This window comes from Streptomyces sp. HNM0574 (assembly GCF_012726235.1).
Classification (GTDB): domain Bacteria; phylum Actinomycetota; class Actinomycetes; order Streptomycetales; family Streptomycetaceae; genus Streptomyces.
In genome coordinates this window covers 26,261-45,642 of sequence record NZ_JAASAH010000012.1, presented here as the reverse complement: position 1 = coordinate 45,642, position 19,382 = coordinate 26,261, and the positions used below count along the sequence as shown (strand labels likewise).

Below are 19,382 nucleotides of genomic sequence, written 5' to 3'. Positions count from 1 at the left end.
AGCCGGCAAACAGGGGCAGGGGAAGACAGCGATGAATGCGCCGTACGACGGTGACCGGGGCCGCGCCCCCGGCGACGGCTCCGGGCAGCCGGAGGAGCCGTACGTACGGGACGCGTATCCGCGCGACCCGTACCGGCCCGCCCCCGAGGACCGGGACCCGCTGAGCGGCACCGGCCCCGAGCAGCCGCTCCCGGACGCCCGCACGCCCCGGCCGCAGACCTGGCCCGAGGCCCCCGGCTCCGCCACCGCGCAGGGTCCCGCCGTCACCCCCGGTCCTCCCCCCGTCACTCCCGGCGCAGGTCAGGGGCCTGTTTCCGGCCACGACGAGACGGTCCAGTTCCCCGGCGCCGGCGGCTCCTTCCCCGACACCACCTCCCTCGGCACCCCGCAGACCCAGGACCCGCAGGCCCTCCACCAGCCGCGGCCCCAGCAGCCCGCCGACGCCCCGGCCCCGCAGCACCGGACCCTCGACTTCGGCACCGGCCCCGCGGGCCCGGAGGACGACGGCCTGCCCGGCGGCCCTGCGCCGAAGCCCGCGCAGCCCCGACGGCCCGCCGGGAACGACGCGTTCGCGCACCTCTTCCGCGACCAGGGGCACAGCCCGGACCGGCAGCCCGCCGCGCCGCAGCACATCTCCCCGCCCCCGATGCCGGAGAACGACCGCACCCCGGCCCAGGCCGAACCGGAACCGGACCCCGCGCCCGCCCCGTACGCCCCCGCCCCCGAGGCAGCGCCCGCCCCCGAGAAGGCGGAACCCGCCGAGGCGCCGGCGTCCAAGGCGAGCGGCCTGCTGAAGTCCAGCGCCGTGATGGCCGCGGGCACGATGGTCTCCCGGCTCACCGGCTTCATCCGCTCCGCGATGATCGTCGCCGCGGTCGGCGCCGCCGTCCTCGGCGACACCTACCAGCTCGCGATCACCCTCCCGACGATGCTCTACGTGCTCACCGTCGGCGGCGGCCTCAACTCCGTCTTCGTCCCCCAGCTCGTACGGGCCATGAAGGAGGACGACGACGGCGGCGAGGCGTACGCGAACCGGCTGCTGACGCTCGTCACCGTGATCCTCGGCGTGCTCGCCGTGGCGGCCGTCTTCGCGGCGCCGCTGCTGGTGCGCGCGATGTCCGTGAAGATCGCGGAGAACCCGGCGGCCAACGAGGTCGCCGTGACGTTCGTGCGCTACTGCATGCCGTCCATCTTCTTCATGGGCGTCCATGTGGTGATGGGTCAGATCCTCAACGCACGCGGCCGCTTCGGCGCGATGATGTGGACCCCGGTCCTCAACAACATCGTCATCATCGGCACCATCGGCATGTTCCTGTGGGTCTACGGCACCGCGGGCACCTCGGGCCTGACGGTCACCACGATCCCGCCCGAGGGCGTACGGCTGCTCGGCGTCGGCACCCTGCTCGGCCTCGTCGTGCAGGCCCTCGCGATGATCCCGTACCTGCGCGCGACGGGCTTCCGCGTCCGCCCCCGCTTCGACTGGCGCGGGCACGGCCTCGGCAAGGCCGCGCGGCTGGCCAAGTGGACGGTGCTGTTCGTCCTCGCCAACCAGGCCGGCGTGCTCGTCGTCTCCCAGCTGTCGACCTGGGCCGGCGAGACCGCCTCGGCCGACGGCAACCCCGGCACCGGCTACATCGCGTACTCCAACGCCCAGCTGATCTGGAACATGCCGCAGGCCATCATCACCGTCTCGGTGATGGCCGCCCTGCTGCCCCGGCTCTCCCGCGCCGCCAGCGACGGCGACAACGGCGCCGTGCGCGACGACATCTCGCAGGGCCTGCGCAACTCCGCCGTCGCCATCGTGCCCATCGCCTTCGGCTTCGTCGCCCTCGGCATCCCGATGTGCCTGATGATCTACGGCTCCTCCGGCACCGAGGCCGCGACCTCCATGGGCTACGCGCTGATGGCCTTCGGCGTCGGCCTGATCCCCTTCTCCGTGCAGTACGTCGTCCTCCGCGCCTTCTACGCCTACGAGGACACCCGCACCCCGTTCTTCAACACCGTGATAGTCGCCGCGGTCAACGCCGTGGCCTCGGCGCTCTGCTTCTTCCTGCTGCCCGCCCGCTGGGCCGTCGTCGGCATGGCGTTCTCCTACGGCCTCGCCTACGTGATCGGCGTCGGCGTCGCCTGGCGGCGGCTGCGCGTACGGCTCGGCGGCGACCTCGACGGCGCCCGCGTCCTGCGCACCTACATCCGGCTGGCCGGCGCGAGCGTCCCGGCGACGGTCGTCTCGGGCGCCGTCGCGTACGGCATCCTCCAGGGCCTCGGAAACGGAACCCTCGGGGCGGTCGTCGCCGTCCTCGCCGGAGGGATCGCATTGGCCGCCGTTTTCGTCCTAGCGGCGAAGCGGATGCGCGTGGAGGAACTGACCGCCATGGTCGGCGCCGTACGGGCCCGCCTGGGCCGGTGAACCGACGCGTCCCGTACAACCTTCAGCCACCACCGCGTGTCGTGCACAGCAGTGGACTGTGGGCACAATTGGTGAGCTGACTTCGAAGACTTGCGGCAACGGATTGGGGAGGCAGGAACGACGGTGGCGGAACGGAGCACAGCTGCCCTCGGCGTGGCCGAGACGAGCGGTGAAGACGAGCCGCTCACCGCCCACGGGGACGGTACCGGCGCGGACGGCGCGGCAGACCAGCACAACGGCGGCGACGAGACCCCGGCGGACACCGGCCGGGCCAGACCCGACGAGGCCGGCACCACCGGCGACCACGCCGAGGCGGGCGTCACCGGTGCGCCCGAACCCCCGGAGCTGCACAGCGGCCACAAGCTCGCCCGCCGGTACCGGCTCGAGGAGTGCGTCACCCGTCTGGAGGGCTTCAGCAGCTGGCGCGCGGTGGACGAGAAGCTCCGCCGCGCCGTCGGCGTACACCTGATCTCCTCCGGCCATCCGCGCGCGCACGCCGTGCTCTCCGCCGCCCGCTCCGCCGCGCTGCTCGCCGACCCCCGCTTCGTCCAGGTGCTGGACGCGGTGGAGGAGGGCGAGCTGGTCTACGTCGTGCACGAGTGGCTGCCCGACGCCAAGCCGCTCAGCGACATCCTGCCGACCGCCGCGCTGGAGGCTCACGAGGCGTACCAGCTCGTCAGCCAGCTCTCCCAGGCGATGACCAGCGCGCACCGCGAGGGCCTCGCCCACCTCCAGCTCACCCCCGGCACCGTGCTGCGCACCGGCAGCGGCCAGTACCGGGTACGCGGCCTCGCCGTGAACGCCGCCCTCCGCGGCATCACCAGCGACACCCCGCAGCGCGACGACACCGAGGCCATCGGCGCCCTCCTCTACGCCTCGCTCAGCCAGCGCTGGCCGTACGAGGAGGACGCGTACGGGCTGCCCGGCGTCGGCTCGCTCTCCATGAGCGCGCTCGCGGCGCCCGACCAGGTACGCGCCGGGGTCCACCGCGGGCTCTCCCAGCTCGCGATGCGCGCCCTGATGAACGACGGCGCCACCGCCTCCCGGCACGAGCAGCCCTGCGCCACCCCCGAGGAGCTCCAGCGCGCGGTCGCCGCCATGCCGCGCATCCGCCCGCCGGAGCCCACGTACACCGCGCCCTCGCCGTACCAGCGCACGACGTACCAGCAGGGCGCGTACGCGGGTCCGGACGGGAACGGCGCGCCCGCGGCGCCGGCCACGGCCACCGCGCGTGCCGGTGCCGAGCCGCCCGCGCCGCCGACGCTGCCCGGGCGCACCGGCAAGGTCCTCAAGTGGGGCGTCTCCGCGCTGCTGATCGCGGCGCTGGGACTCGGCAGCTGGCAGGTCGCCGACACCCTGCTGAAGGGCGACACCCCTGGCGAGGGCACCGGCCCGGCGCAGGCCCACGAGGAGAAGCCGACGGGCAAGCCCGTGGACATCGTCGACGCCAAGGACTTCGACCCCGAGGGCGACGGCAGCGAGAACGCCGAGGACGTCCCGGACGCCTACGACAAGGACCCGGCGACGTACTGGCTGACGAACAAGTACTACGGCCGCCCCGACTTCGGGAACCTCAAGTCCGGCGTCGGCCTGATCCTCGACCTCGGCAAGCAGCAGCAGGTCAGCGAGGTGAAGATCGACTTCCTCGGCAAGACCTCCGCCGACCTCCTCGCCGCGCCCAAGAGCACCAACGGCATGCCCACCACCCTGGGCGGCTTCAGCAAGGTCGACTCCGGCTCCGCCAAGCACCTGACCCTCAAGGCCAAGAAGCCGGTCACGACGCAGTACGTGATGGTCTGGCTGACGGAACTCCCGCAGGCCGAGGACGGCAACTACCGTGGCCGCATCTCGGAGATCGAAGTCAGGTCCTGACACCTGACGCACCACCCCCGGCCCGCCCCTGACCCGGGGCGCGGCCCGGGGGCGCTCGGCGGCCGTGCGGGGGAGCGGGGCGTACCGCGCGGGGCACGGGGCAGCAGCAACGAACCGGACGCGGAGCTCCAGCCGCCGGACCGGGGATAGCGGCGGGACGAGAAGCCACCCGGACGAGTCGGCGCCGGTGAGGCGTCGACGGGCGGGGACCAGGGGAGGCAGTCAGCGGTGAACGACACACACGGCGAGCAGGAGCCACCCGCCCGCGACGGCCCACGCGCCCTCCGGGACACCGACGACCGGACGCTCCTCGCCCGGCACGTCGACGGAGACCCCGACGCCTTCGGCGAACTCGTACGCCGCCACCGCGACCGCCTCTGGGCCGTCGCCCTCCGCACTCTCGGCGACCGCGAGGAGGCCGCCGACGCCGTCCAGGACGCCTTCGTCTCCGCCTACCGCGCCGCCCACACCTTCCGCGGCAAGTCCGCCGTCACCACCTGGCTGCACCGCATCACCGTCAACGCCTGCCTGGACCGCGCCCGCAAGACCACCGCCCGCCGTACGTCACTCACCGACGACACCGAGCGCCTCGACCAGCTGCTGGAGCCGGAGGAGTCGGCCGCGGCCCCCGCCGAGCGCCGCGATCTGCACCGCGAACTCGTCACCGCCCTCGGGCAGCTCCCGGTGGACCAGCGCGCGGTCCTCGTCCTCGTCGACATGCAGGGCTACCCCGTTGCCGAGGCGGCCGAGGTGCTCGGCGTCGCCGTCGGCACCGTCAAGAGCCGCTGCGCCCGCGGCCGCGCCCGCCTCCTCCCCCTCCTCGGCCACCTCCGCCCACCGGCACCGCCCCGGCCGGACGCGGACGGGCCACCGGGCGAGGCCACCGAGTCCCCGCAGTCCCCCGACTCCGAAGGAGCGAAGGGGGATACGTCACCGCCTCGCCGGGGAAGGAACCGGACTCGGAGGACATCCGTCCCACCCTCGAGAGACACCGCAGGACCGCCCGGAACCGTGAAGGGAGGAGAAGAGACATGACGCCCACCCCCTTCACACCCGACCCGTCGTCCCCCACGGACGAGCACCCCGAGGTCGCCGAGCTCTCCGCCCTCACCGAGGGCCTGCTCCCGCCCGAGCGCGCCACGGACGTCCGCGCCCACCTCGCGGACTGCCCCCTCTGCGCCGACGTCCGGGACTCCCTCGACGAGATCCGCGACGCCCTCGGCACGCTCCCAGGACCGGTCCGGATGCCGGAGGACATCGCCGGCCGCATCGACGCCGCCCTCGCGGCCGAGGCCCTCCTCGACGCCGCCCCGCCGGCAGCCGTTTCACGTGAAACCGGCACCGCGTCCGACACCACGGAACGGGTCGACGCCACGGACCCGTCCGACGCCGCCGCACTCCCGGAGCCCGAGGACCGGACCGACGAAGCTGAGCCCGAGCCCGCCCGCCCCGCCCCCGATACGCCGGTCCCCGTTTCACGTGAAACCGGTGCCACCCGCGGAGCCGGCCGCCCCCGCGCCCACACCCCGGCCACCGGCCCCGGCCGCCAGACCGGCCCCCGGCGCCGCAGCCGGAAGCGGCTCGGCCTGCTCGTCGGCGCCTGCGTCGCCGCGCTGCTCGGCGTCGGCGGCATCGTCGTCCAGGCCGTCACCACGACGGCGCCCGCCCCCGTGGCCGAGCGCCCGCCCGGCCCCGGCGAGGACGAGGCGCTCCAGCGGCGCGTGCAGGCCCTGGTCACGGACGGGCAGCCGGCGACCGGCGCCTCGCCCAAGGTCGACACCCGGCGCAGCCCGGGCAACAGCCCGCTCAGCGGCGACGCGACCACGGTCCCCTCGTGCGTACGGGAGGGAACCGGCCGCGAGGAGACCCCGATCGCCGCCGAGGACGACGTCCGGGTCGACGACCGCACGGGCTATCTCGTCGTCTACCCGCACGCGGGCGGCAGCGGGGACCGCGTCGACGCTTACCTCGTCGACGCCTCCTGCGTGAGCGGCGACGCGTCCGGCCCCGGCGACGTCCTCCTCCACCGGACGTACCCCCGCGGCTGATCCGCACCGGCACCGTGTGCCGCAGGTGGCGACGGCGGCCCGGGAACAGCGTCCGGAAGAGGATCGGCACGCGGCCCGCGGAAGCCCGCCGGAATGCTCCTCGCGGTAACCGGACGCGCCTTGGCACGCTGTGCGCGGACGGGAATGTCTCCCGTTTAGGATCCGTTGGGTTGGGGTGAGAGCCTCGGCAGAGGACCCCTGAAGGCAGACTGCAGACAAGGAAGACTCCCGTGAGCGACGTCCGCAACGTGATCATCATCGGCTCGGGGCCCGCGGGCTACACCGCAGCTCTCTACACCGCCCGCGCGTCCCTGAAGCCCCTCGTCTTCGAGGGCTCCGTCACCGCCGGCGGCGCGCTGATGAACACCACCGAGGTGGAGAACTACCCGGGCTTCCAGAACGGCATCGTGGGTCCTGAGCTCATGGACCAGATGCGCGCCCAGGCCGAGCGCTTCGGTGCCGAGCTCATCCCGGACGACGTCGCCTCCGTCGACCTCTCCGGTGAGATCAAGTCCGTGACCGACTCGGCGGGCACCGTGCACCAGGCCCGCACCGTGATCATCGCCACCGGTTCGCAGCACCGCAAGCTCGAACTCCCCATGGAGGACGAGCTGTCGGGCCGCGGCGTCTCCTACTGCGCCACCTGCGACGGCTTCTTCTTCCGCGAGCAGGACATCGCCGTCGTCGGCGGCGGCGACACCGCGCTGGAGGAGGCGACCTTCCTCTCCCGCTTCGCCAAGTCCGTGACGGTCGTGCACCGCCGCGACACCCTGCGCGCCTCCAAGGCGATGCAGGAGCGCGCCTTCGCCGACCCGAAGATCACCTTCGCCTGGGACAGCGAGGTCGCCGAGATCCAGAGCAAGGACGGCAAGCTGGGCGGCCTCACGCTGAAGAACACGAAGACGGGGGAGTCCTCCGAGCTGCCCGTCACCGGCCTGTTCGTCGCCATCGGCCACGACCCGCGCGTCGAGCTGTTCAAGGGCGTCCTCGACTTCGACGAGGAGGGCTACCTCAAGGTCGACGCCCCCTCCACCCGCACGAACATCCCCGGTGTCTTCGCCGCCGGTGACGTCGTCGACCACACCTACCGCCAGGCCATCACCGCAGCCGGTACCGGCTGCTCGGCCGCCCTCGACGCCGAGCGCTTCCTCGCCGCCCTCGTGGACGGCGAGAAGACCCCGGAGCCGGAGAAGGCCACCGCGGTCTGATCCGTCCGAGCGGGCGGACCGGCCCGACCGGTCCGCCGCCCCGGACGCCGCACACGTAATCCCCCACACCCACCACAAGAAGAGGAGCACACCCCATGGCCGGTGCCACCGTGACCGCGACCGACGCGAACTTCGACGAGCTTGTCCTGAAGAGCGACAAGCCCGTGCTGGTCGACTTCTGGGCCGAATGGTGCGGCCCCTGCCGCCAGATCGCCCCCTCCCTGGAGGCGATCGCGGCGGAGCACAGCGAGAAGCTCACCATCGTCAAGCTCAACATCGACGAGAACCCGGCGGTCGCCGCCAAGTTCGGCATCATGTCGATCCCGACGATGAACGTCTACCAGGGCGGCGAGGTCGTGAAGACCATCGTCGGCGCCAAGCCGAAGGCCGCGATCGAGAAGGACCTCGCCGACTTCATCGGCTGAACCTCCTCGGTTCCACGTGAAACGGGCCCGCGCCTCGCCCGGAGGCCGGGCCCGTTCTCGTTGCCGCGCCCGTCACAGCGGCCGCAGCGCCGGGTCCTTCTGCACCGCGCCCAACAGCTGGTCCAGCGCCCGCTCCACGTCTTCCTTCCAGGTGACGGTCGAGCGCAGATCGAGCCGCATCCGCGGATACCGGTAGTGCGCCCGCACCGTCTTGAAGCCGACCGCGCGCAGGTGGTCGGCGGGCAGAACGCAGGCGGGGGCCGTCCAATGCGTGTCCCCGAACGCCTCCAGCGCGCGGAAGCCGCGCCGCAGCACGTCCTTCGCCACCGTCTGCACCAGCACCCGCCCGAGCCTCTGCCCCTGGAACTCCGGCAGCAGCCGCGCCGTCATCAGCTGCACCGCGTCCGGCCCGACGGGACTCGTCGGGAACGCGAAGGAGCGGGGCACGTACGCGGGCGGCGCGTACAGCACGAACCCCGCGGGCTCACCGTCGACATGGACGACGCGGCCGCACGAGCCCCACTCCAGCAGCACCGCCGAGATCCAGGCTTCCTTCTCCGCCGCGGCTCTGCCGGCACGTGCCGCCGAGCCACCGCTGACGGGGTCCAACTCCCAGAACACACAGTCGCGGCACGGGTCGGGCAGGTCCGAGAGATTGTCCAGCGTGAGCGGAACGAGCTGTCGCCCCATGGATCCATCGTATCCACGGGGCGACAGCTCGTCGGTGACTTCGCCGGGCCCGGCCCGGCGCAAGGTTGTGCAGCGGGGCAGCCGCCTACTTCTCGTCCGGCTTCTCCTCGGCCTCACCGTCCGAAGGCTTCTCCATCACGGGTCCCTCACCGGGAGCCAGCTGCGCGATGATCCGCTCCAGATCCTCCATCGACGCGAACTCGACGAGGATCTTGCCCTTCTTCTGCCCCAGGTCGACCTTCACCCGGGTCTCGAAGCGGTCGGAGAGCCGGCTGGCGAGGTGGTCCAGCGAGGGGGAGACGCGCTTGCCCGCGCGCGGCCCCTTCGCCTTCGCCGACTTCTTCGCCGAGCCGCCCATCATCGTGACGATCTCTTCGACCGCCCGTACGGACAGGCCCTCGGCCACGATCCGGTGGGCCAGCCGGTCCTGCTCCTCGGCGTCCTCCACCGAGAGCAGCGCGCGGGCGTGCCCCGCCGAGAGGACCCCCGCCGCCACCCGGCGCTGCACCGACGGCGAAAGCCGCAGCAGCCGCAGCGTGTTGGACACCTGCGGACGCGACCGCCCGATGCGGTCGGCCAGCTGGTCGTGCGTGCAGTCGAAGTCCTTGAGCAACTGGTCGTACGCGGCCGCCTCTTCGAGCGGGTTCAGCTGCGCCCGGTGCAGGTTCTCCAGCAACGCGTCCAGGAGGAGCTTCTCGTCCTCCGTGGCTCGCACGATGGCCGGGATCTTCTCCAGACCGGCTTCGCCACAGGCCCGCCAGCGCCGCTCGCCCATGATGAGCTCGTAGCGCCCCGGCTCCAACTGCCGTACGACGACGGGCTGGAGGAGGCCGACCTCCTTGATGGAGGTGACCAGCTCGGCGAGCGCGTCCTCGTCGAAGACCTCACGCGGCTGCCGCGGGTTGGGCGTGATCGAGGCCAGCGGCAGCTCCGCGAAGTGCGCGCCCTCCACCGCCTCGACGCTCTCGGTCTCCTCGGCCGGCTGCTCGGCGGGCGTCTCCGACTGCGGTTCCTCGGGCGGCGTTTCCCGTGAAACCGTCCCGCTGCCGGTGAGCCCGGCGACCTTCGCCGCCGCGACGCCACGGTCCGACGGCATCACGGGCACGCTCGACGGAGACGTGGTCGCCTGCCCGTCCCCCGCCACTTCACCGTTGGCCGGGGCGGGCGCGGCCGGGATCAGCGCACCGAGCCCCCGTCCCAGCCCCCTACGTCGATCGCTCACTGGGTCCCCTCCGCCATACCGCTGTGCTGTTGTTGCTGTGCAGCCACCGCTGCCTGACGCCGCGCGTTCGGATCGCGCAGCGCGACCTCACGGGCCGCCTCCAGGTAGGAGAGCGCACCGCTGGAGCTCGGGTCGTACGTGAGGACCGTCTGCCCGTAACTGGGGGCCTCGGAGATCCGGACCGAGCGGGGGATGTTGGTGCGCAGCACCTCGGCCCCGAAGTGGGTCCGCACCTCCTCCGCCACCTGCGAGGCCAGTCGCGTACGGCCGTCGTACATGGTGAGGATGATCGTCGACACGTGGAGGCTCGGGTTGAGATGGCCCTTCACGAGGTCGACGTTGCGCAGCAGCTGCCCGAGCCCTTCCAGCGCGTAGTACTCGCACTGGATCGGGATGACCACCTCGGCGCCCGCGACCAGGGCGTTGACCGTCAGCAGCCCGAGCGAGGGCGGACAGTCGATGAGGATGTAGTCCAGCGGCTGCTCGTACGCGGCGATGGCCCGCTGCAGACGACTCTCCCGCGCCACCAGCGACACCAGCTCGATCTCCGCACCGGCGAGATCGATGGTGGCCGGGGCGCAGAAGAGGCCCTCGACGTCCTTCACGGGCTGGACCACCTCGGAGAGGGGCCTGCTCTCGACCAGGACGTCGTAGATCGAGGGGACCTCGGCGCGGTGGTCGACGCCGAGCGCGGTCGAGGCGTTGCCCTGCGGGTCGAGGTCCACGACCAGGACCCGGGCGCCATGCAGGGCGAGCGAGGCCGCGAGGTTGACCGTCGTCGTGGTCTTCCCCACCCCGCCCTTCTGGTTGGCGATGATCATCGTCCGGGTCTGCTCGGGACGGGGAAGCCTCTCGCCTCCCTGGTTCATCGCCTCAACTGCCTGCTGGGCGGCGCGCCCGATCGGCGCATCATCCATGGGCGGTGGAGTTTCACGTGAAACTTCCACCTGTTCCGAACGGGGGCCGGGGACCGGATCGGCCATCGGTCCCGCGATGTTGGCGTCGGACCGCAACGGTTCACTCTCCTCGACATCAGGCTCGCTATGCACAGAGCCTGCCATGCCTTCGGTGTCATGAACCAGCGAGCCCCACTGACTTGTGGATGAATCCGTCTCAGAACGGGGCTCAAGCCTCTTCTTGGGGTCGCGCGGACCAGCAGCAGTAGCCGCCGCACGACCGCGACCAATGATTCCGTGCAAGAGTGAGCGGCGTTTCACGTGAAACACGATGCACGGTGCGGCAGTTCGCACCCCGACGACACTCCGCGCCACACGCCGCAAGCGGCTCATTGGAGTAGTCCCCCCCCCCCGGGCAGTGCCTGGGCCAGCCCCGTAGGCCCCGCGGACACGGAAAAGCCGGACCGCTCTCAAGCGATCCGGCTTCTGCCTGTTCCGATGTGCGTCAGCGGCGCCGGCGCCCGCCCCTGGAGGAGCGGCCCGACCGGGCGGCCTTCTGGGCCTTGGCCCGCTTCGCCGCGAACCGGACGCCGCCGGGGCTCTCCCCGACCTCGGCCCGTACGACCGTCGACGGCGGATCGACGATGCCCTCGCCGACGTGCACCACCGAGGTCTCCACGACGCCGAGCTTCTGCAGCGCCGCACGCGCGGTACGCAGCTCCTCCTCGGCCGTGTCCCCCTTGATCGCCAGCATCTCGCCGTACGGACGCAGCAGGGGCACGCCCCAGCCGGCCAGCCGCTCCAGCGGCGCGACCGCGCGGGCGGTCACGACATGCACCGGGTCGAGCGTGCCCAGCACCTCTTCGGCGCGGCCGCGGACCACCGTGACGTGGTCCAGGCCCATCAGCTCGACGGCCTCCTGGAGGAAGGTCGTCCGCCGCAGCAGGGGCTCCAGCAGCGTGATCCGCAGGTCGGGGCGGCACAGTGCCAGCGGGATGCCGGGCAGGCCCGCACCGGAGCCGACGTCGCAGACGGTGACGTCCTCGGAGACGGCCTCCGAGAGCACCGCACAGTTCAGCAGGTGCCGCTCCCACAGGCGCGGCACTTCACGCGGACCGATCAGCCCGCGCCGCACACCGGCGTCCGCGAGCAGCTCGGCGTAGCGCACGACCTCCGGCAGGCGATCGCCGAAGACCTCCTCGGCCGCCTCGGGAGGCTCCGGGAGTTTCGCTGATTCCGCTGCCTCGTCACTCACGGCAGCACAACCACACAACGCTGCGGCTCCTCGCCCTCCGACTCGCTGCGCAGGCCGGCCGCCTTGACGGCGTCGTGCACGACCTTGCGCTCGAAGGGCGTCATGGGCCGGAGCTTGACGGGCTCGCCGCCGCTCCGCGCGTCCTTGGCGGCCTTCGCGCCGAGCTCGGCCAGCTCCTCGCGCTTGCGCGCGCGGAACCCGCCGATGTCCAGCATCAGGCGGCTGCGCTCACCGGTCTCGCGGTGCACCGCGAGGCGGGTCAGCTCCTGGAGCGCCTCCAGGACCTCGCCGTCGCGGCCGACCAGCTTCTGCAGGTCGCGCCCGGCACCCTCACCGATGATCGACACCGCGGCACGGTCGGCCTCGACGTCCATGTCGATGTCGCCGTCCATGTCGGCGATATCGAGAAGCCCCTCGAGGTAGTCGGCCGCGACCTCACCCTCCTGCTCCAGGTGGGTCATGGTGTCGGCGCCCTCTGCGGCAGTCGTCTCCGTCACGGCGTGGACTCCTTCTTCCTACTTCTTCGACGGGTGCTTGGGGCGCTGCGGGCCGTTCTTGCGCTGCTGCCCGGACTTCTTCTGACCCGACTTCTTGGACTGCTGGCCGGAGCCGGACTTCTTGGCCGGGGAGTCGCCCTTGTCCAGCGAGGCGCCGGCGCTCTTCCCGGACTCGGCGGCTTCCTCGGACCCGGTCGAGCCGTCGCCCGCGTCCTGGGTCTGGGAGCCCGCGGCGCCGGACTGGCGCTGGGCCTTCGTCTGCCGCTTGGGCTGCTGGCGACGGGTACGCGCGGCCTCGGCGGCCTCGCGCGCCTCGACCTCCTTGGGGTCCTCCTTGAGCTTGCCCTGGGCGCGCAGCTTCTCCTGGCGCTCGGTGAAGGCACGGGACCCCGGAGTCGGGTTGCGCTTGATCACGTACATCTGCTGGCCCATCGTCCACACGTTGGTGGTCAGCCAGTAGACGAGGACACCGACGGGGAAGTTGATGCCGAAGACGGCGAACATGATGGGGAAGACGTACATCAGCATCTTCTGCTGCTGCATGAACGGCGTCTTCACCGTGAGGTCGACGTTCTTCGTCATCAGCTGGCGCTGCGTGTAGAACTGCGACGCCGACATCAGGACGATCATGATGACCGTGACCACGCGGATGTCGGTCAGCGAGGCGGAGAGCTCAGCGGCCTTGTCGGCGCTGTCCATGAACTTCGCGGCGATCGGGGCGCCGAAGATCTGGGCGTTCCGCGCGCTGTCCACCTGCTCGGCGCTGAGGACGCCGACGGGCTTGTTGCTCGCGATGTGGTTGAGCACCTGGAAGAGCGCGATGAAGAAGGGCGACTGCGCGAGGATCGGCAGGCACGAGGAGAGCGGGTTGGTGCCCGTCTCCTTGTACAGCTTCATCATCTCTTCGGACTGACGCTGCTTGTCGCTCTTGTAGCGCTCCTGGATGGCCTTCATCTTCGGCTGGAGCGCCTGCATGTTCCGGGTCGACTTGATCTGCTTCACGAAGAGCGGGATCAGGCAGATCCGGATCAGGACCACCAGGCAGAAGATGGACAGACCCCAGGCCCAGCCGCCGTCCGCGTCGAAGACCAGACTGAACAGCGAATGGAACTGGACAATGATCCAGGAGACAGCGGTATAGAGAGGACCGAGGATCGTGTCCACGAATCAAGCTCCTTGGGCGTTGGACTGGGTCCGGCGCTGCTGCCAGCGGGCACGCAGCCGCTGGTGCCATACCGGGTGCTTCCGGGCAGGAACGTGATCGACGCCACCTGGTGACCACGGGTTGCAGCGCAGGATGCGCCAGGCGGTCAGCCCCGTTCCCTTCACAGCACCGTGCCGGTTGATGGCCGTGTACCCGTAGTGCGAGCACGAGGGGTAGTAGCGGCACACAGGACCGAGCAGGGGACTGATGGTCCACTGGTACAGCTTGATCAACCACAGCAGCGGGTACTTCATCGCGAAGGCCCTCCAAGCAGCCGCTGCAGAGCGGTGTGCAGGTCGCGGGCCAGCTCGTCGTAGCCCGCCTCACCCGCACCGGGCAGCGCCCGCACCACCACCAGGCTACCTGCGGGCAGGAGAGCCAACCGCTCGCGCACCAGATGCCGCAGCCTTCGCTTCACGAGGTTGCGGGCGACGGCGTTGCCTATCGCCTTGCTTACGACAAAACCCGCACGCGCGGGGGGAGCCTCTCCCCCCGCCACGTGCGGGTCCTTGCGGCTGCGTAGGTGTACGACGAGGAGCGGCCTTCCGGCGCGACGTCCTCGGCGTACCGCGGCTGCGAAGTCCTCGCGCCGCCTCAGCCGGTTCTCGGTAGGCAGCACGACATGGACCTGCGGTCAGACAGATCAGGCCGACAGGCGGGCGCGACCCTTGCTGCGGCGGTTCGCGATGATCGCGCGGCCGGCGCGCGTCCGCATGCGCAGCCGGAAACCGTGGGTCTTGGCGCGGCGACGGTTGTTCGGCTGGAAGGTGCGCTTGCTCACTCGGGGGCTCCAGAAATGCTTCGAGTCACACGGATCCCGTGCGACAGGGTGTGGGGCGTCGACTGGCTGTCACCGTGCGCCCACGAGGAGCTCGCGATCACGCCCGAGTGTGCACCGCATCACGATCCACGAAGGTTCTCGGGGACCTTTGCCCATCGGAGGCAGGCGGCAGCAGCCGTCGACAACTCGACCTGGTTACGGTACGCGCGGCCACAGCATCCGGTCAAACGAGGGCTGACGGGACCCCTCCGGCACCCCGTCCCAAGCCCTCCCACCCCGCACTTCCAGGGGTTGCGCCTACTGCACTCGTGCACAGCCTGTGGACAACGACTTGAATGGTGCACGCCGGGCTGACTACCGTGACGGAACTCCCGATCCTTCCCGACCGCGCTGAGAACCACACATTCGTGGGATCCGGTCGACTTCCCGGAAGGCCCCCACACCCAGCGAGTGAGAGAGCGTGCCGCGTGGCTGACGTACCTGCCGATCTTGCCGCAGTGTGGCCACGCGTACTGGATCAGCTGCTCTCCGACGAACAGGGTGTCGAGGCCAAGGACCAGCGCTGGCTGCGCGACTGCCAGCCCCTCGTCCTCGTCTCCGGCACCGCGCTGATCGGGGTTCCCAACGAGTACGCGAAGGGTGTCGTCGAGGGGCGGCTCTCGCCGATGATCAGCGAGGCGCTCGGCCGCGAGTGCCGGCAGCCGATCCGGCTGGCGATCACCGTCACGGGCCCGGCCCCCGAGGTCCCCGGCATGGCCTCCGCGCCGCAGCAGGCCCAGCCCGCGCCCCAACAGCCGCAGCCCGCCCCGCAGTCGGCGCCGCAGCAGCCGCAGCCCGCGCAGGAGCAGCAGCCGGGCCCCTCGGTGCCCCAGCAGCACGGCGCCGGCGGGTACGAGCAGGGGTACGAGGGCGGCGGCCAGGCGTACGAGCAGTACGAGTCGTACGAGGGCCAGCAGGGCTACGACGGCGGCCGGGAGCTTCCCGGTGCCCGTCCGGCGTACCCGGACTTCCCCCAAGCTCCGCAGCAGCAGGGCCAGTTCCCCGGTGACTTCGGCGGCGAGGGCCACCCGCAGCAGGGGCACGGCCGCCAGGGCCAGGGGCAGCACCGTCCCGGCAGCTGGCCGGGTCAGCAGCCCGCGCCCGAGCACTACGCGGGCCAGCTGCCCCAACAGCCCTACGAGCAGCCGCAGTACGAGCAGCAGCCCCAGCAGTACGAGCAGCCGCATCCGGCGCAGCAGTACGAGCAGCAGGCGTACGAGCAGCGCTACGAGCAGCAGGCCGCCGTGCCGCAGCAGCACTCCTACGACCGGGGGCAGCAGGGCGGCGGGCGGCATCAGGGCAGGCCGCAGCAGGCCGAGCCGCGGCTGCCCGCGCAGGGTCAGCCGCCGGCGCCGCCGTACGACGGGCCCTCGCAGCTGCCCGCGCCGAGCGGGGCGCCCGGGCCGCTGGCCGCGCAGCCCGCGCCGGCCACCGGGCCCGGTGAGCCGACGGCGCGGCTGAACCCGAAGTACCTCTTCGACACCTTCGTCATCGGCGCCTCGAACCGGTTCGCGCACGCGGCCGCCGTCGCCGTGGCCGAGGCGCCGGCCAAGGCGTACAACCCGCTGTTCATCTACGGGGAGTCGGGGCTCGGCAAAACGCATCTGCTGCACGCGATCGGGCACTACGCGCGCAGCCTCTACCCGGGGACGCGGGTGCGGTACGTGAGCTCGGAGGAGTTCACCAACGAGTTCATCAACTCGATCCGGGACGGCAAGGCGGACACCTTCCGCAAGCGGTACCGGGACATGGACATCCTGCTCGTCGACGACGTGCAGTTCCTCGCCGACAAGGAGTCGACGCAGGAGGAGTTCTTCCACACCTTCAACACGCTGCACAACGCGAACAAGCAGATCGTGCTGTCCAGCGACCGGCCGCCCAAGGCTCTGGTAACGCTGGAGGACCGGCTGCGGAACCGCTTCGAGTGGGGCCTCATCACGGACGTCCAGCCGCCCGAGCTGGAGACGCGGATCGCGATCCTCCGGAAGAAGGCGGTGCAGGAACAGCTCAACGCCCCGCCGGAGGTGCTGGAGTTCATCGCCTCCCGCATCTCGCGGAACATCAGGGAGCTGGAGGGCGCGCTGATCCGCGTCACCGCCTTCGCGTCCCTGAACCGGCAGCCGGTGGATCTCGGGCTGACCGAGATCGTGCTGAAGGACCTCATCCCCGGCGGCGAGGACGCCACCCCGGAGATCACCGCGCCCGCCATCATGGCCGCCACCGCCGACTACTTCGGGCTGACGGTGGACGACCTGTGCGGTTCCTCGCGCAGCCGGGTCCTGGTCACCGCGCGACAGATCGCCATGTATCTGTGCCGTGAGCTCACGGACCTCTCCCTGCCCAAGATCGGCGGGCAGTTCGGCGGCCGCGACCACACCACCGTCATGCACGCGGACCGGAAGATCCGCGCGCTGATGGCCGAGCGCCGCTCCATCTACAACCAGGTCACCGAGCTGACCAACCGCATCAAGAACGGCTGACGGCCGGACACACCGCCCGAGGGGCCCGGCGGCGCACACACGCGCCGCCGGGCCCCTCGCGTGCGTACGGGCGCTTCTCTCGCGTACGCGGGGTGCGCCCCTGGTACGTCGGTGAGGGCGCTCCCGCGAGCGCGATGGGCGCCGTCCACCGTCTGTGGGTGCGGGCGGCGGGTGTTGAGGAGCGGACGCGCCAACTCCCCGTCGGAAGCTCGCTGTTCGAATCCACCGTCTTGGGGATGCGAAGTCCACAGATCTGGGCGGAAGATGGCGTCCACACCCTGGGGACCCCGTAGTTTTTCCCGACAGTGTCCACAGGGCACCGGCGCACGGGATAGTTTGCCGAGGTCAGAGGGCTGTGTACTTGTGCGCAATCGTCATCCACAGGGTGTGGACGCCTGATTGGGCCCACCGGACGGTGAGTTGGTTGTCCACTGCCCGCCCACAGGAAGACGGGGGTTGTCCCCAGCTTCTCCACAGAGCTGTCCACTGTTCGGCAAGCGCACGCGCCTGCTCACCGGTGCGAGTGAAAGCCGTCACACCAAGGCCGTGGGTTGGGCTGTGGGTAAGCCGGGTAATTCTGTGGGCGGAGCTGTGGGGAAGTGCCGTCCGCCTGTGCATCGGGTGTGTACAGAGCTCGCGTGTCCACAGCGAACCCCTCTCCGTCCACTGCTGCGCCCACAGGCCCGGTGGACAAAATCTCGGCTCTGAGCTGCGGAAACGGGCTTATCCACGGTTTCCACAAGCCCTACTACTACGACCACCTAGAGAGAGCCCGGGATTCGATTCGAAGTGGGGGCTGTGCATAACTCGAGCCGCTCACGTCATACCCCGCTCGGCTCGACTTGACCCGTGCCCGCACCGACTGTCCGAGACGTGCGTCAGACTGGACCCCCGGCAACGCCCCACAGCGGTGGAGCCGGCAAGCAGCGACAGACACGAGCAGGGCGAGCAGCCAGCAACAGCAGGAGGCGGCTGAAGGTGAAGATCCGGGTAGAGCGCGATGTTCTCGCGGAGGCGGTGGCCTGGACGGCCAAGAGCCTCCCCGCCCGTCCGCCGGTGCCGGTCCTCGCGGGCCTGCTGCTGAAGGCGGAAGAGGGCACGCTGAGCCTCTCCGGCTTCGACTACGAGGTCTCCGCGAGGGTCTCGGTGGACGCAGAGGTCGACGACGAGGGCACCGTCCTGGTCTCCGGCCGGCTGCTGGCGGACATCTGCCGCGCGCTGCCGAACCGCCCGGTGGAGATCTCCACCGACGGCGTCCGCGTCACGGTGGTCTGCGGCTCCTCGCGGTTCACCCTCCACACACTGCCTGTGGAGGAGTACCCGGCGCTGCCGGAGATGCCCACCGCCACCGGCTCCGTCCCCGGTGAGGTCTTCGCCTCCGCCGTCCAGCAGGTGGCCATCGCCGCCGGCCGGGACGACACCCTGCCGGTGCTGACGGGTGTGCGGATCGAGATCGAGGGCGACACCGTCACCCTCGCCTCCACGGACCGCTACCGCTTCGCCGTCCGCGAGTTCCTGTGGAAGCCGGAGACGCCGGACTCCTCCGCGGTGGCGCTCGTCCCGGCGAAGACGCTGCTGGACACCGCCAAGTCGCTGAGCAGCGGGGACAGCGTCTCGCTGGCGCTCTCCGGCTCGGGCTCCGGCGAGGGCCTGATCGGCTTCGAGGGCGCGGGCCGCCGGACGACGACGCGGCTGCTGGAGGGCGACCTCCCCAAGTACCGGACGCTGTTCCCGACGGAGTTCAACTCGGTCGCGAAGATCGAGACGGCGCCGTTCGTCGAGGCCGTGAAGCGTGTGGCGCTGGTCGCGGAGCGGAACACCCCGGTCCGGCTGAGCTTCGAGCAGGGTGTGCTCACCCTGGAGGCCGGTTCCAGCGACGACGCACAGGCTGTGGAGCGCGTCGAGGCGGACCTGGAGGGCGACGACGTGTCGATCGCCTTCAACCCGGGCTTCCTGCTGGAGGGCCTCAGCGCCATCGACTCCCCCTGGGCCCAGCTGTCCTTCACGACGTCCACCAAGCCGGCGCTGCTCACGGGCAAGCCCGCGAAGGACGTCGAGGCCGACGACGCGTACAAGTACCTGATCATGCCGGTGCGCCTCTCCGGCTGACGCCGCCTCTCCGGCCCGCGGCCGGAGGCCCGCGACGAAGCGCCCCGGAGCCGGTCTTCGGACCACGGCCCGGGGCGCCGTCGTGCCGTCCCGGCGGCCCGCCGCCCCGGACGGGTGCGGCCCCGGCGGGGGAAGATCCGCAGGTCAGGCCCATGTGAGCGGGACGAGTCCACAACTGTGCAGGGGCCTGTGGGCGTAGGCTCGGCCCCAGGTACCCGGGTCAGTTTTGGTGAAAGAAGGGGCAGT

General features: G+C 71.3%; 17 protein-coding genes. 8 read left to right on the top strand and 9 right to left on the bottom strand.

Annotated features, from left to right (window positions below):
* The first annotated feature begins 31 nt into the window (after positions 1-31).
* The 6 genes from murJ (at position 32) to trxA (ending at position 7,963) form a co-directional block, all read left to right on the top strand.
* Entirely contained in the window at positions 32-2,410 is a 2,379-nt protein-coding gene (gene murJ / locus HCC30_RS20045) for a murein biosynthesis integral membrane protein MurJ (RefSeq protein WP_169444000.1), read from the top strand.
* Positions 2,411-2,533: 123 nt separating this feature from the next.
* The gene (locus HCC30_RS20040; RefSeq protein WP_169443999.1) at positions 2,534-4,282 is read left to right on the top strand and encodes a protein kinase family protein; all 1,749 of its coding nucleotides are present in this window, start codon (positions 2,534-2,536) and stop codon (positions 4,280-4,282) included.
* 228 nt (positions 4,283-4,510) lie between these two features.
* A complete protein-coding gene (sigM, locus tag HCC30_RS20035) occupies positions 4,511-5,317 on the top strand; it encodes an RNA polymerase sigma factor SigM (RefSeq protein WP_169443998.1) in 807 nt (268 codons plus the stop codon).
* Positions 5,314-6,330 carry a zf-HC2 domain-containing protein gene (locus HCC30_RS20030; RefSeq protein WP_169443997.1) on the top strand — a complete coding sequence of 339 codons (1,017 nt, stop codon included), beginning with the start codon at positions 5,314-5,316 and terminating at the stop codon, positions 6,328-6,330. Before sigM ends, HCC30_RS20030 begins: the two co-directional genes overlap by 4 nt.
* 230 nt (positions 6,331-6,560) lie before the next feature.
* Entirely contained in the window at positions 6,561-7,538 is a 978-nt protein-coding gene (gene trxB / locus HCC30_RS20025; RefSeq protein ID WP_169443996.1) for a thioredoxin-disulfide reductase, read from the top strand.
* Between the two features lie 95 nt (positions 7,539-7,633).
* Positions 7,634-7,963: a thioredoxin gene (trxA, locus tag HCC30_RS20020; protein ID WP_169443995.1), complete on the top strand. Its 330-nt coding sequence runs from the start codon at positions 7,634-7,636 to the stop codon at positions 7,961-7,963.
* 72 nt (positions 7,964-8,035) lie between these two features.
* On the opposite strand, the gene HCC30_RS20015 is transcribed toward trxA, so the two are convergent.
* From HCC30_RS20015 to rpmH, 9 genes are all read right to left on the bottom strand, one after another.
* Positions 8,036-8,653, bottom strand: a complete 618-nt coding sequence (locus HCC30_RS20015) for a GNAT family N-acetyltransferase (protein ID WP_169443994.1) — start codon at positions 8,651-8,653, stop codon at positions 8,036-8,038.
* Between the two features lie 85 nt (positions 8,654-8,738).
* Entirely contained in the window at positions 8,739-9,875 is a 1,137-nt protein-coding gene (locus tag HCC30_RS20010; RefSeq protein ID WP_169443993.1) for a ParB/RepB/Spo0J family partition protein, read from the bottom strand.
* Positions 9,872-10,936 carry a ParA family protein gene (locus HCC30_RS20005; protein WP_277348014.1) on the bottom strand — a complete coding sequence of 355 codons (1,065 nt, stop codon included), beginning with the start codon at positions 10,934-10,936 and terminating at the stop codon, positions 9,872-9,874. Before HCC30_RS20005 ends, HCC30_RS20010 begins: the two co-directional genes overlap by 4 nt.
* 340 nt (positions 10,937-11,276) lie before the next feature.
* Entirely contained in the window at positions 11,277-12,026 is a 750-nt protein-coding gene (gene rsmG, locus HCC30_RS20000; protein ID WP_169443992.1) for a 16S rRNA (guanine(527)-N(7))-methyltransferase RsmG, read from the bottom strand.
* Positions 12,023-12,523 (bottom strand): R3H domain-containing nucleic acid-binding protein, encoded by a 501-nt coding sequence (locus tag HCC30_RS19995; protein ID WP_169443991.1) that lies wholly within the window; start codon positions 12,521-12,523, stop codon positions 12,023-12,025. The genes rsmG and HCC30_RS19995 overlap by 4 nt, the downstream gene beginning before the upstream one ends.
* A gap of 18 nt (positions 12,524-12,541) precedes the next feature.
* A complete protein-coding gene (yidC, locus tag HCC30_RS19990) occupies positions 12,542-13,687 on the bottom strand; it encodes a membrane protein insertase YidC (protein ID WP_169443990.1) in 1,146 nt (381 codons plus the stop codon).
* Between the two features lie 3 nt (positions 13,688-13,690).
* On the bottom strand, positions 13,691-13,981 hold the full coding sequence (gene yidD, locus HCC30_RS19985; RefSeq protein ID WP_169443989.1) for a membrane protein insertion efficiency factor YidD: 291 nt from the start codon (positions 13,979-13,981) through the stop codon (positions 13,691-13,693).
* Complete coding sequence (gene rnpA / locus HCC30_RS19980; RefSeq protein WP_169443988.1) at positions 13,978-14,346, bottom strand: ribonuclease P protein component; 369 nt, start codon at positions 14,344-14,346, stop codon at positions 13,978-13,980. The genes yidD and rnpA overlap by 4 nt, the downstream gene beginning before the upstream one ends.
* 24 nt (positions 14,347-14,370) lie before the next feature.
* Positions 14,371-14,508, bottom strand: a complete 138-nt coding sequence (gene rpmH, locus HCC30_RS19975) for a 50S ribosomal protein L34 (RefSeq protein ID WP_016472057.1) — start codon at positions 14,506-14,508, stop codon at positions 14,371-14,373.
* Positions 14,509-14,975: 467 nt separating this feature from the next.
* On the opposite strand from rpmH, the gene dnaA reads away from it, so the two are divergent.
* Complete coding sequence (gene dnaA, locus HCC30_RS19970; RefSeq protein WP_169443987.1) at positions 14,976-17,027, top strand: chromosomal replication initiator protein DnaA; 2,052 nt, start codon at positions 14,976-14,978, stop codon at positions 17,025-17,027.
* A gap of 978 nt (positions 17,028-18,005) precedes the next feature.
* Positions 18,006-19,136, top strand: a complete 1,131-nt coding sequence (gene dnaN, locus HCC30_RS19965; protein ID WP_169443986.1) for a DNA polymerase III subunit beta — start codon at positions 18,006-18,008, stop codon at positions 19,134-19,136.
* Positions 19,137-19,382 lie beyond the last annotated feature (246 nt).

What these genes read in the sequence shown, in the direction of transcription:
- HCC30_RS20015 (WP_169443994.1), bottom strand. Translation starts at nt 8,653, where the DNA reads ATGGGGCGACAGCTCGTTCCGCTCACGCTGGACAATCTCTCGGACCTG.
- trxA (WP_169443995.1), top strand. Translation starts at nt 7,634, where the DNA reads ATGGCCGGTGCCACCGTGACCGCGACCGACGCGAACTTCGACGAGCTT.
- yidD (WP_169443989.1), bottom strand. Translation starts at nt 13,981, where the DNA reads ATGAAGTACCCGCTGCTGTGGTTGATCAAGCTGTACCAGTGGACCATC.
- murJ (WP_169444000.1), top strand. Translation starts at nt 32, where the DNA reads ATGAATGCGCCGTACGACGGTGACCGGGGCCGCGCCCCCGGCGACGGC.
- HCC30_RS20005 (WP_277348014.1), bottom strand. Translation starts at nt 10,936, where the DNA reads ATGGCAGGCTCTGTGCATAGCGAGCCTGATGTCGAGGAGAGTGAACCG.
- HCC30_RS20030 (WP_169443997.1), top strand. Translation starts at nt 5,314, where the DNA reads ATGACGCCCACCCCCTTCACACCCGACCCGTCGTCCCCCACGGACGAG.